The following is an 11720-nucleotide window of genomic DNA, read 5'->3' as shown; positions in this document are numbered from 1 at the left end:
CGACAGGGCCGTGAGCTTCAGCGTGCGAGCTGGAGGCGGACCACTGCCTTGTCCTCGACGGAGCCCGACAGGGTGAGCCGCAGCTCCCAGGCGCCCGGCATGAAGAGGTCCAACTCCGATACCTCGAAGTCGCTCGTGCCCTGAAGCGTGATTCGCGCGGGGCTGTCGAGCCCGTGCCCCATGGTGGGCATCCACGGTTGGAGGGCCAGCACCATGCTTGGGATGGGTTTACCCGTGGCGACTTCGGTGACTCGGATGCGCAGGCGTTGAGGGCCTCGGCGCAGGGGGACTGCGTCGGCGAGTACTTCGATTCGCAGGCGCCCCGAGGTGCTCGTCACGGACGTCACGGGTGTCGCCAGGACGACGGGCTTCTCCGTGGCTGGGGACATCGACGTCGGGGTCGGTGTGGCGCTCAACAGCAGGCACAGCAACATCGCGCTCTTCATTCATCCTCCAGGGCGGGACCTGATGCGCGGGAGCTTGTAGCGACGTGTGCTTCGCCATGGCGCGCGGCAAGTTGCCACAGCGTGTTCGCGGTCCGTTTGCGCGAGGGTGTGGACATGAGTCCTTCCTCTTCGCGTCCGTCGCGAGGTGACACCCGGCTGCGTTCGTGGGCCTGGTGGTGCCTGGGCGTCTCGAGTCTCGCCGTGTTGCTCTCGCTCTGTGTCGCCATGCTGTCGGTGGCGAGGCTGGTGCTGTCGGAGGAGTCCTGGCTCCCCGCCGACACACAGTGGGTTCCCAACCCCGTGCCCCTCCATGGACAGCTTCCCCGGTTCGAGCTTCGGGACATGGACGGAGCGCTGTTTGGAACACGCCAGCTTCGGGGACGGGCGTATGTCCTCCAATTCCTCCCAGAGGAGCGCGCGTCCAGCCACCAGCACCTCGTGACGCGGCTGTCCCGGGTGGAGCGCGGACTGGAGGCCGAGCGCATTCCCTTCCGGTTCGTCGTGGTGGCACGCCCTTCTTTCGCTCGGGTCGAAGGACTGGCGCGCGTCGAAGGCGAAGCGAGCGGGAGCGACCGGATGTCCTGGCACGTGCTGGCGGCGGACACTTCGTGGGAGGCGGAGGTGCTGGCGATGCTGAGCGCGGGCGCGCTCGTGAAGGGTGATTCGTCGCAGAGGCGGTCCACGTTGCTGGTGGACCAGGCAGGTGGGCTTCGGGGCGTCTACGACCTGACGGAATCCCCGCGTGTGGTGGACGTGCTGGTGGCGGACGCGCGACAGGTCTCCGAGAGCGGCCCGGTGCCGGCCCTGGCGGGGCTGCCCATGGACCATCCTCATGTGCTTGGCGTGGGCTGCGTGGGCGAGCGGGGGAGGTACTGACATGGCCGCGCCTGTCTTGGAACACCGCCGTCGTCGCTGGGTGGGGTTGCTCGTCGTGGGAGTGCTGGCGCTCGTCGCGGCGCTCGCGCTCCCGTTGCTGCGCGAGTCACGCGCTCGACTGCGGGCGCGGGGGCTGCCCGGGTTCGGGGCCCTGCCGACCTTTCGCCTGACGGACCAGACGGGACGCCCGTTCTCCGACGCGGACCTGCGCGGTGCGGTCGTCGTCGCGGACTTCATCTTCACGCGCTGCCCCACGGTGTGTCCGCTGCTCACGGCGAAGATGGCCCGCCTCCAGCGTCAGGCGCGCGAGGCGGGGCTGTCGTCGGTGCGCTTCGTCTCGTTCAGCGTGGACCCGCGCTACGACACCCCGGAGCGGCTCGCCGCGTACGCGAACACACGTCATCTGGACACGAGCAACTGGTCCCTGCTGACGGGGCCGCTGGAGGACGTGGAGGCCACGGTGCTGGAGGGCTTCCGCGTGATGATGGGGCGGGACGCGGACGCGGGTGACGACGACTTCCTCAGCATCTTCCACGGCGAGCACTTCGTCCTCGTGGACGCGGACGGGCGCATTCGTGGGTACTACCGCGTGGTGGATGACTCCGACGGACTGGAGTCGCTTCAGCGCGACCTGGAGGCGCTGGTGCACGCGGCGGATTGATGAAGACCCGCCGCGGAGAGATGGGTCACCTGTCCGGGCTCGGCTCCGCACCACGAGCCCGGAGAAGGATGTCGGGTGCTCAGCGGCCCGGGGGCTTGAGGTCCGCGGGCAGTCCCGGGCCCGTGGGAGGCCGCTCCAGGCCCGTGGGCTGCGTCAGGCCTTGCGTGGGCAGCACTCCTGAATCCGGCGTGATGGCCGAGGGCGTCTTCGAGCCGCTGTCCGAGCACGCGCAGAGCGCGCACGCGGCAGCCAATGCAAGCAGATGGCGAGTCATGGTGTGTCCTCCCGCCTCAGTACTTGACCCAGATTTCCGTGCCCGGATGAATCTCCGTCAGTTCGTCCGTGTCCGTGTCGGACTCGATGAGGCCCTTCGTCACGGGGTTGGGGCTGAACGCGCGATTGCCTGCCCAGACAATCTGCGCATCGCTGAACACCGTGAAGTCGTGCACGTGCTCCTCCACGGTGTACTTGTTCCAGCCCGGCGTGCGCTTGGGGTAGACGAAGAGCGAGGGCGCGGGCTCCGCCTGCGGCGTGGTGCCGGCGTCACCCCCGTGGTCATGCCCCCCCGACGTGCCCACCCACTCCACAGTCGTCTCGGCGCCCTGGGCATCCCGGCACGTCTGCGTGGTGGGGAAGTACACGGTGGTGAAGGGCGCATCCGGCATGCGGGCGCGCAGCACCAGCCGGTGCGCATGCGTGTCGGCGGGAAGCACCTCGGCCGTGGAGCCCCGCGTCCACGTGACGGACGTCACGTTGTTGTTCGCGTCCTTCTCCACCACGGCCTTGCCGAAGGTGGAGTCCAGGGGCCGCACGGAGGTGACGCCCGCGGGGATGGCGACCTTGATGCGGTAGGTGTCCGCGCCGCTGCACCCGTGCCCCACGGTGAACTGCGCCTCGTAGGACGTGCCAGCGATTGCGGGGCCGGTGCCGGAGACGGCGATGTGGGCGTGGGCGGCGGTGCCGACCAGCAGGCTCGAGAATGCGAGCAACGTCTTGAGAGAGGGCTTCAAGCGGGGCCTCCAGGAGGGAATGACTGCGCCAGCACCTCGGCGTAGCAGACCGCTTCGAGCGCACCGATGCGGCCATTTGCCGCAGCACGACAGGGCAGGCCCATCACTTGCGCCAGACAATCATCCGGAAGCCGGAGGGTGGGCCGCGACAATTCGCCGCACCCCATCGTTCACCACACGGCGTGTTCCCTCAGCAGGGCCCCCAGGGGCCGCGCGCCGCTGCGGTGGGCGTCGAAGAGCTTCGCGGCGAGCTGTCGCGTCGGGTGTGCCCAGCCCATGTGCTCGCGGCCCTCGTGCAGCACCGGTGCGCAGTGGATGAGCGCCGCGCGCAGCTCCTCCTCGGAGGCGAACACGGGATGCTCCAGCGGCAGCGGGCTCTGCGTGGCGAGGAACACCTGCCGTCCTCCCAGCTCGCGCAGGCCCGCCTCCACCCAGCGCGGGTGCAAGCCATTGGCGGGCTCGTCCAGGATGGCGAAGTCCTCGTTGACGTCCAGGTAGTACAAGAGCGACAGCAGCCGCTTCTGGCCGAAGCCCAGCTCCGCCTGCGGCAGCTCGCGCCCGTCGCGTCGGACGAAGTGGAACGCGAAGCCGCCGAACCCCACACGCCCTCCGTTGTCGAAGGAGCGCTTCTCCAGCACCTCCACGCGCAGCCGTCCGGACTCCAGGCCCGCCAGGCTCACGAAGCGCGAGAGGAAGGAGCGCTCCAGCGCGTCGTGGCGCAGCTCCAGGGCATCGAGGAGAGGCTCCTGCTCCACGCGCTCCTTCAACCACCCGGGCATCCAGCCGGGCAGGGCCATCAAGCCCAGCGGAAACACCTCTCCGTCGCGCGCCTCCATGGCGTAGCGGATGGTGCCCAGGCGCTCGAACATCCCGAGCGCTTCATCGAAGCGCTGCGGCGCCAGCAGGAACGTCCGCCTCAACAGCTCCTTGAGACGCTCCTTCATGCCCGCGTCGATGTACTGCGCCGTCATGAACAGCAGCGTCCATACCGAGCGGTCCAGGAGCGACCAGTGCATGGTGCGCGTCCACGCGGGCGCGCCGTCCACCTTGCAGTCGATGCCCTCCGCGTCCGCGCGCATCACCAGCCGCGCCGAGGGCGAGGACAGGAGCAGCTCCACCTCGATGAGTGGCTGGAGCCCGGAGTCGGTGGTGGGCGTGCGCAAGGGCAACAGCCCCGCGCCCTGCCGCGCGGTGGGCTCCGTGCGCTCGGGCACGCGCGTGTCGTTGCGCGCGTACACGTGCAGCTTCATGCCGGGGAAGGCGAGCTCGTACTCCAGCGCGAAGCGCTCATGGATGAGGCTGGCGAAGTCGGAGGCGAGGACGATGGAGATCAGCTCCAGCAGCGTCGTCCGCCCGGTCCCATTCTCGCCGAGCACCAGGTTGAGTGCCGGGCCGGGCGTCAGCTCGGTGCCGGGGGCCACGCTCCGGAAGTGGTGGACGGTGAGCCGGGTCAGCTTCATGCGGAGTCCTCGCCCGGCAGCTTCGTCTTCCCGGGGTACGACGGGAATACCTCGGTCACTGGAGTGTCTGGTGGCTCGCCCGAATCGTTTGGTGAGCGGGGGGCTCGTCTATACACTCCGCCCGCCTTCGCACCCCTCAGGTTCTGTTCAGAAAGGATGATGTGAGGACGATGAAGAACGTTGCCCTCGGATGTCTGCTCTCCGCGCTCGTGGTGTTGGTCGCCGCGCCCGCCTCCGCCCAACTCGAGCTGCCCGCTCCCAGCCCCTCCGCCAAGGTGGCGCAGGACGTGGGTGTCACCTCGGTTTCCATCGACTATTCCAGCCCGGGTGTGAAGGGCCGGAAGGTCTGGGGTGACCTCGTTCCCTGGGACAAGCCCTGGCGCTCGGGTGCCAACTCGGCCACGAAAATCACCTTCAGCCACGACGTGACGTTCGGCGGCAAGGCCGTCCCCGCCGGCACCTACTCCATCGTCACCCTGCCCTCGCAGAAGGGCTGGAAGGTGATGCTGAACAAGGAGCTGGGGCTGTTCTCCTCGGCGGCGCAGTACTCGCCCGCCAACGACGTGGCCACCGTCGCCGCGACGACGGCGGCCATTCCCAGCCGTGAGCGGCTGACGTACGTCTTCAGCAACACCACCGAGGACAGCACCTCGCTGGACCTCGAGTGGGAGAAGCTGCGCGTCTCCGTCCCCATCAAGGTGGACACGGCCACGCTGGCCAAGGCCAACATCGAGAAGGCGGGGCAGACGAGCGCGAGCGAGCAGGCCCAGGCGGCGCGCTACGTGGCGGACTCCACCAAGGACTACGTCGCGGCGCTGAAGCTCGCGGACGCGTCCGTGGCCCTCGACTCCAACTGGTACAACCAGTGGATTCGCGCGGACATCCTCGCGCGCAGCGGCAAGTTCGCGGAGGCCCGCAAGGCCGCCCAGATTTCGTGGGACCTGGGCGAGAAGGACCCGAACTTCTTCTACAAGAACCAGGTCTCCAAGGCCCTGGCGGACTGGAAGAACAAGTAGTCGTCCCGGCGCGAGTGGGGCCCCTTCAGCGTCGGGGGGCTCCGCTCACGAGCCGGCGGTAGAGCGCCTCATACCGGTCGATGGCCGGCTTCATCCTGAAGCGCTCGACGACGTCGGCACGCGCTCGGATGGAGAACTCCTTCCAGCGCGCCGCGTCACGCAACAGGCCGAGCACGTGGCCCGCCATGGCGCGCACATCGCCCAGAGGAGCCAGGAGCCCCGTGTCGCCATGGCGCACGACTTCTGGAATTCCTCCAACGTCGCTCGCCACCACGGGGACGCCGCAGCTGAGCGCCTCCAGCGCGGCGAGGCCGAAGCTCTCCTGTTCGCTGGGGAGCAGGAAGACGTCCGACGCGGCGAGCACTTCCATGAAGCGGTCCTGCTTGCCCGGGAAGGCCACGCGATGGGCGAGGCCCAACTCGCGCAGCATCCGCTCCGCCGGGGCGCGCTCCGGTCCGTCACCCACCATCACCAACCGACAAGGCAACTGACGGTGGACCTCCGCGAAGACGGCCACCACGTCGGTGATGCGCTTGACGGGACGGAAGTTGGAGACGTGGATGAGGACGGGCTCATGCTCGCCCAGGTCCGGGAAGAGGGCTCGCAGGTGCGCGCGCTCCCGCGCGGGGGCATAGCGCTCCGTGTCCACGAAGTTGGCGATGACCTCGATGGGGAAGCTCTCCGGCAGCCCGAAGCCGCTCCACGTCGCGTCGCGGAGGAAGGCTGACGGCGTCGTCACCGCGTCGCTGCGCAGGATGGAGAAGCGCGTCATCGGCAGGTAGCTGGGGTGCACGCCCACCAGCGTGGTGTCAGTCCCGTGCAGGGTGGTGACGATGCGCGGCGCCCGCTCTCCCAGCACCTCGCGCGCCATCCACGCCGCCGTGGCGTGCGGCACCGCGTAGTGGACGTGCAGCACGTCCAGCCGCTCCGTGTTGGCCACCTCAATCATCTTGGAGGCCAGCGCGATGGGGTACGTGCCGGAGCGCTGGAGCGCGGGGTAGTCGCTCTCCGTCACCTCGTGGAACGTCACGCCCCGGGGCAGGCTGTCCAGCCGCGCGGGCGGCTCCCGGGCGATGAAGTGGACGCGGTGACCTCGCTCGGCCATGCCCAGGCCGATGCCGGTGGCGACCATGCCGCTGCCCCCGAAGGTCGAAAAGCAGGTGATGGCGATAGAGAGGGGAGGACTCATCGGCGGTGAGGGAAGAACAGGGGCTTCTCGAAGCTATTCCGGCGGAAGTGTTCCACCGGGTCGATGAGCCCCAACGTCTCCCGGACGACATACGGCTCGCCGTGGGCGACACCCACCTGGGCGCCATAGAACCTGTCCCGCGCCTCCAGCGAGGAGAGCGACAGCGGCGAGCCCACCAGCGTGGCGGGCGCGTCAGGGCGGGGCTCCACCTGACTCGCGTAGCAGCGCACGGCCGCTGTCTTGCTCTCATAGACGGCGGACACGTCCACGACGAAGCTCGGCTCCGCCAGGTGGCGCAGGGGGTAGTAGAGCACCTGCCGAGGGGTGAATGGGGCGCCGGGCGGCTCGGTCTCGAACTTGCGCACGCCGGCGAAGAACAGCGCGCGAGTCACCAGCGCGCTGGCGGCCTCGTGGTCCGGGTGGCGCTCCTCCTCCCAGGGGACGATGACCAGCTCCGGCCGCAGGCGCCGCAGCGCTTCCACCACGCGGGCCACGGCGGACTCGCGGATGCGCTCGGACTCAGGGGCCTCGAAGCCAGCCCACGGGCTGAGCCAGCCATCGGGAAGGCCCAGGTTCTCCCGCACGGACAGGCCCAGCACGCGCGAGGCGGCCTCCGTCTCCGCGGCCCGGCTCTCCAGCGTCCCGCGAGAGCTCTTCTCGCCGCGAGACAAATCGATGATGCCGGTGCGGTGGCCCAGGCTCGAAAGCTTCGCCATCAACCCGCCGCAGAACAGCTCCACGTCATCGGGATGCGGACCGAAGGCGAGGGCCTCCAGCCCATACGTCGCGCCGCTCGTGCTCATGGCATCAGGTCCCGCAGGTCACCGGAGAAGGGGACACACGCGTCGAGCACCTGGCGGGTGAAGGCCCGGGAGCCGAAGCGACAGGCGTAGTAGGCCATGCCGTGGATGCGCTCCTGAGGTGCCCCGTCCGGGACGAGCATGGCGCGCAGCCGGTCCACGCGCTCGGTGGTGACCTCGTCGCGCAGCGCGAGCGCCCGGCCATAGCGGGCCGCGAGGCGGGACACGGCGGCACGCACGGTGCCCCGCGTGCGCTTGAGCGCGTCGAGCAGCTGAGGGTCCAGCTTGAGCATCGACTCGCCCAGTCGGTCCAGCTCCGAGGAGAAGGCACCGAAGAGCCGCGCCTCCAGCGTGCCCGCGGGCTCGTAGGGCTCCGAGGCGTCGCGCGTGGCGAGCCTCGTCAGCAGCGCGTCGCGGGGCTCGCCCACCTCGTCCGGCGTGAGGCCCAACTTGTGGAGAAGTCTGCGGGCGCGGTCGTCCAGCACTCGGAAGCGGGCGCGCGGCACCACGAGCGGCATGGGCAGTCCCGCGTGCTCGTAGAGCGGTGAGAGCTGCGCGAAGTAGGAGACCTCACCGGGGCCACCGACATAGGCCGCCGTGGGCAGCCACGTGTCCTGGAGGAGCGGCCGCAAGAGCGCGGAGGTGGTGAAGCGCAGCGGCTCTCGCTCCAGCCAGTCCAGCAGCTCCCCCGTCGTCACGGTGGCGCCACGCGGATGGCCCACCAGGCTCCAGGTGTCAGCGCCCGCGGGGTCCAACCGGTAGCGCGCGCCCTCGATGCCATCAGGTGAATAGAAGCCGAGCGGCGAGCCGGGCCGGATGTGGACCTGCTCGGAGAAGCCCGCCTGCGTCAGCGCTTCCACGCGACGCGAGAGCGCGGTGGAGATGGCAGAGGCGTCCTGAATCGCGAACCGGTGGATGGGCGCGGCGAAGGGCGCGAGGCGCGCGTCCCTCGGGTCGATGAAGACCAGGCCCTCGTCCGCGAAGAGTGCGGCGAGCACCTGGGTGAACGCCTCCGCGAGTGTCGCGTCGGGCTGGTAGGCGCGCGCGAGCAGCTCCAGGTGCTCGGAGGCCTGGGGCTCTGCTCCCAGCTCTCCGCGCAGCGCCTCGAGGGCCTGGGTGACACTCGCGCCGAGCTTGCGGTGGGCGACGGGCGCACGCGAGGCGGCGGCCTCGGGCACGTCCAACGCCACGCGCTTCGCGGAGCCCCGGGGGCTCGCGATGAAGCAGTGGTCCACTTCCGGCAGGTCGTGGTCCTCGGTTTGAAGCCAGAAGACGGGAACACAGGGCCGCCCGGTTTCTTCCCGAAGCGCGCGCGCGGCCGTGATTGCGGCGGCGGCCTTGTAGAGCGTGAAGAGCGGGCCGAGGAACAACCCCATCTGCTGGCCCGTCACCACGGCGATGGTGCCGGGGCGGGCAAGCTCCTCCAGATGACGCTCGCGCGCGGGGCTCGGCGCGAGGCGTGCGTTCTGGGCGACCACGACGTCGAGCAGGGCCGACGACATGGGGCGCAAGGCGGATGCGGCCGCGGCCTCCGCGCGCGCGGCGCGGTGGCGGAAGCGGTCGGGCAGGAAGGCGAGCGCGCGTGGGTCTCCCTTGAGCCACGCGGTGGGAAAGGAAGGCGTCACGGTGCGCGGTGATAACAGGTCATTCCCTTGCCGGCACGGAGAAGGACCGTGACGCGCACGCGATGTGAGGCCGTGGCTGGACGCGTCATGGTGATGAAGGTCAGGCGCGCGTGGGTGGAGACCTTGTTGTAGGGTCCGCCGCGGATGCGAACCCTGCTCTTCTTTGGCATGACGCTGGCCATGAGTCTTGGAATTGGGACTTCGGCCTTCGCCCAGGCACCTCGGCAACCCCACGCGGGGGAAATCGCCGCGGGACTCCGACGGCTCGGTGTGACGGGCAGCGTGCTCTACGTCGCGGCCCACCCGGACGACGAGAACACGCGCTTTCTCGCCTGGCTGGTCGGTGAACGCGGACTGCGCGCGGGCTACCTGTCGCTCACGCGTGGCGACGGCGGACAGAACCTCATCGGCACCGAGCAGGACGAACTGCTTGGGCTCATCCGCACGTACGAGCTGCTGGCCGCGCGCCGCGTGGACGGCGCCGAGCAGTACTTCACCCGCGCGAGGGACTTCGGCTACACGAAGTCCGCCGACGAGGCGCTGCGCATCTGGGGACACGACGCGGTGCTGGCCGACGTGGTGCTCGCCATCCGTCGCTTCCAGCCGGACCTCATCGTCACGCGCTTCAACACGAAGCCGCCCAACCACGGACACCACACCGCGTCCGCGCTGCTCGCCGCCGAGGCCTTCACCGCCGCCGCCGACCCCAAGCGCTTCCCCGAGCAACTGGACCTCGTGAAGCCGTGGAAGGCGGACCGGCTGCTGAACAACGTCTCGACGTGGAGCCTCAAGCCCGACGCGGACATGTCCGGCTATCTCAAGGTGGACGTGGGCGGGTACGACGCGCTGCTCGGTCGCTCCTGGGGAGAAATCTCCGCGGAGAGCCGCAGCCAGCACAAGAGCCAGGGCTTCGGTGTCCCGGCCGAGCGCGGTCCGCTGCTGGAGTACTTCACGCCGCTCGACGGCACGCGCCCGAAGGCGGACGTGTTCGAGGGCCTGGACCTGTCCTGGCGCCGGTGGAAGGGCACGGAGGCCGTGGCCCGCGCGGTGGATGACGCGGTGAAGGGCTTCGATGCGCGTGCTCCCTCCCGCACCGTACCCGCGCTCTTGCGCGTGCATGAGGCATTGTCCGCGCTGCCTGATGACCATCCGTGGAAGGCGCTCAAGCTGCGCGAGACGGAAGCGCTCATCGCCGCGTGCGCGGGGTTGTTCCTGGAGGCACGCGCTCCGGAGGCCGCCGGTGTGCCGGGCGCTCCGGTGACGCTGAACGTGTTCGCGCTGAACCGCTCGCCCGCCGCGCTTCGACTGGTGAGCGTGACGCTGCCGGGCGGAGAGAGCGTGCCCGTGAATGCGGCGCTCGCGGAGCACACGCCCTTCAAGCTGGAGAAGAAGGTGACGCTGCCGGAGGACGCGGCCATCACCACGCCGTACTGGCTGCGCAAGCCCATCTCTGGAGGACTCTTCACGCTCGAGGACTCGGCCCGCGCGCTGACGGGGTTGCCCGAGGGCGGCCCCGCGTTGGCGGTGACCTTCGTTTACGAGGTCGGCGGCAGACGCATCACCGTGACGCGGCCGGTGGTGCACGTGTGGACGGACCCGGTGCGTGGCGAGCTGTACCGCGCGTTCGAGGTGGTGCCCGCCGTCACCGCGACGCTGGAGCGCGACCGCGTGATGTTCCCCAACGGCGCGGCGCAGGCCATCTCCGTGGTGCTGGGCGCGGGGCGCGCGGAGGCCTCGGGAAAGGTGCGCCTGGAGCTGCCCCAGGGCTGGCGCTCGGAGCCGGTGGAGCACGCGTTCCAGCTCGCCGCGCGCGGTGACGAGCGCACGGTCCAGTTCCGGGTGACGCCGCCCAAGGGCGCCACCGAGAAGGCGCGCCTGCGCGTCGTCGTGGACACTGGAGGCCGCGCGGAGTCATGGCGCGTGCGCAACGTCGCCCACGAGCACCTGCCGCCCCTGGCGGTCCGCCAGCCCTCCGAGGCGACGCTGATTCCCTTCGCGCTCGCGACGAAGGTGAAGCGCCTGGGCTACATCCCCGGGCCGGGAGACCGCGTGGCGGAGAGCCTGGCGGCGGTGGGGTACGAGGTGACGGTGCTCCCCGAGGAGCGGCTGGCTTCCGAGAAGCTGGAGCGCTTCGACGCCATCCTCGTCGGTGTGCGCGCGTTCAACGCGAACCCCCGCCTCGCCGTGCACCGTGAGCGGCTGCTCGACTACGTGAAGCAGGGCGGGCGACTGGTGGTGCAGTACAACACCAACAGTCGCGTGGGCCCGCTGGCCGCCTTCGTCGGGCCGTACCCGCTGGAGCTTGGCCGCGAGCGCGTGACGGACGAGACGGCGGTGATGACTCCCGTGTCCAAGGACGAGCCGCTGTTGCGCGCACCCAACCGGCTCACTGCCGCGGACTTTGACGGCTGGGTGCAGGAGCGCGGCCTCTACTTCGCGTCGAAGTGGGATGACCACTACCGCCCGGTGTTCGAGCTGAACGACGCGGGCGAAGCGCCCCTGCGCGGCTCGCTGCTCGTCACCCGTCATGGCAAGGGGGTGTTCGTCTACACGGGCCTGGCCTTCTTCCGTCAGCTCCCCGCCGGAGTCCCCGGCGCCTACCGCCTCCTGGCGAACGTCCTCGCGCAATGAGCACTC

At 69.9% G+C, this 11720-nt stretch carries 11 protein-coding genes; 4 read left to right on the top strand and 7 right to left on the bottom strand.

Annotated elements, in window-relative coordinates; all coding sequences use genetic code 11:
- Positions 1–17 precede the first annotated feature (17 nt).
- On the bottom strand, positions 18–446 hold the full coding sequence (locus FJV41_RS05890; RefSeq protein WP_141641422.1) for a hypothetical protein: 429 nt from the start codon (positions 444–446) through the stop codon (positions 18–20).
- 114 nt (positions 447–560) lie between these two features.
- On the opposite strand from FJV41_RS05890, the gene FJV41_RS05885 reads away from it, so the two are divergent.
- Both FJV41_RS05885 and FJV41_RS05880 read left to right on the top strand, forming a co-directional pair.
- Complete coding sequence (locus FJV41_RS05885; RefSeq protein ID WP_141641421.1) at positions 561–1322, top strand: hypothetical protein; 762 nt, start codon at positions 561–563, stop codon at positions 1320–1322.
- Position 1323: 1 nt separating this feature from the next.
- The gene (locus FJV41_RS05880; protein WP_141641420.1) at positions 1324–1983 is read left to right on the top strand and encodes an SCO family protein; all 660 of its coding nucleotides are present in this window, start codon (positions 1324–1326) and stop codon (positions 1981–1983) included.
- Between the two features lie 79 nt (positions 1984–2062).
- Here FJV41_RS05880 and FJV41_RS05875 read toward each other — a convergent pair whose 3' ends face one another.
- The 3 genes from FJV41_RS05875 to FJV41_RS05865 form a co-directional block, all read right to left on the bottom strand.
- Complete coding sequence (locus FJV41_RS05875; protein ID WP_141641419.1) at positions 2063–2257, bottom strand: hypothetical protein; 195 nt, start codon at positions 2255–2257, stop codon at positions 2063–2065.
- A gap of 16 nt (positions 2258–2273) precedes the next feature.
- Entirely contained in the window at positions 2274–2993 is a 720-nt protein-coding gene (locus FJV41_RS05870; RefSeq protein ID WP_141641418.1) for a DUF1775 domain-containing protein, read from the bottom strand.
- A gap of 170 nt (positions 2994–3163) precedes the next feature.
- Positions 3164–4453, bottom strand: coding sequence for an AAA family ATPase (locus tag FJV41_RS05865; RefSeq protein ID WP_141641417.1), 1290 nt, complete (start codon positions 4451–4453; stop codon positions 3164–3166).
- Between the two features lie 170 nt (positions 4454–4623).
- Between FJV41_RS05865 and FJV41_RS05860 the strand changes: the two genes are divergently transcribed.
- On the top strand, positions 4624–5469 hold the full coding sequence (locus FJV41_RS05860) for a DUF2911 domain-containing protein (protein ID WP_174457719.1): 846 nt from the start codon (positions 4624–4626) through the stop codon (positions 5467–5469).
- A 25-nt stretch (positions 5470–5494) separates the two neighbouring features.
- Here the strand turns inward: FJV41_RS05860 and bshA are convergent, their stop codons facing one another.
- Genes bshA through bshC form a run of 3 tightly spaced genes read right to left on the bottom strand, consistent with a single transcriptional unit; the run spans position 5495 to position 9083 of the window.
- Entirely contained in the window at positions 5495–6658 is a 1164-nt protein-coding gene (gene bshA, locus FJV41_RS05855; protein WP_141641415.1) for an N-acetyl-alpha-D-glucosaminyl L-malate synthase BshA, read from the bottom strand.
- On the bottom strand, positions 6655–7461 hold the full coding sequence (gene bshB1, locus FJV41_RS05850) for a bacillithiol biosynthesis deacetylase BshB1 (RefSeq protein ID WP_141641414.1): 807 nt from the start codon (positions 7459–7461) through the stop codon (positions 6655–6657). Before bshB1 ends, bshA begins: the two co-directional genes overlap by 4 nt.
- Complete coding sequence (gene bshC, locus FJV41_RS05845) at positions 7458–9083, bottom strand: bacillithiol biosynthesis cysteine-adding enzyme BshC (protein ID WP_141641413.1); 1626 nt, start codon at positions 9081–9083, stop codon at positions 7458–7460. Before bshC ends, bshB1 begins: the two co-directional genes overlap by 4 nt.
- A 144-nt stretch (positions 9084–9227) precedes the next feature.
- On the opposite strand from bshC, the gene FJV41_RS05840 reads away from it, so the two are divergent.
- On the top strand, positions 9228–11714 hold the full coding sequence (locus FJV41_RS05840) for a PIG-L family deacetylase (protein WP_141641412.1): 2487 nt from the start codon (positions 9228–9230) through the stop codon (positions 11712–11714).
- Positions 11715–11720: the final 6 nt, after the last annotated feature.

This window comes from Myxococcus llanfairpwllgwyngyllgogerychwyrndrobwllllantysiliogogogochensis (assembly GCF_006636215.1).
Lineage (GTDB): Bacteria > Myxococcota > Myxococcia > Myxococcales > Myxococcaceae > Myxococcus > Myxococcus llanfairpwllgwyngyllgogerychwyrndrobwllllantysiliogogogochensis.
The sequence above is the reverse complement of the archived record's forward strand: the minus strand, read 5'-3'. Positions and strand labels throughout refer to the sequence as shown.

Coding starts and splice junctions, on each gene's coding strand:
- FJV41_RS05890 (WP_141641422.1), bottom strand. CDS start 446: ATGAAGAGCGCGATGTTGCTGTGCCTGCTGTTGAGCGCCACACCGACC.
- FJV41_RS05885 (WP_141641421.1), top strand. CDS start 561: ATGAGTCCTTCCTCTTCGCGTCCGTCGCGAGGTGACACCCGGCTGCGT.
- FJV41_RS05880 (WP_141641420.1), top strand. CDS start 1,324: ATGGCCGCGCCTGTCTTGGAACACCGCCGTCGTCGCTGGGTGGGGTTG.
- FJV41_RS05875 (WP_141641419.1), bottom strand. CDS start 2,257: ATGACTCGCCATCTGCTTGCATTGGCTGCCGCGTGCGCGCTCTGCGCG.
- FJV41_RS05865 (WP_141641417.1), bottom strand. CDS start 4,453: ATGAAGCTGACCCGGCTCACCGTCCACCACTTCCGGAGCGTGGCCCCC.
- FJV41_RS05860 (WP_174457719.1), top strand. CDS start 4,624: ATGAAGAACGTTGCCCTCGGATGTCTGCTCTCCGCGCTCGTGGTGTTG.
- bshA (WP_141641415.1), bottom strand. CDS start 6,658: ATGAGTCCTCCCCTCTCTATCGCCATCACCTGCTTTTCGACCTTCGGG.
- bshB1 (WP_141641414.1), bottom strand. CDS start 7,461: ATGAGCACGAGCGGCGCGACGTATGGGCTGGAGGCCCTCGCCTTCGGT.
- FJV41_RS05840 (WP_141641412.1), top strand. CDS start 9,228: ATGCGAACCCTGCTCTTCTTTGGCATGACGCTGGCCATGAGTCTTGGA.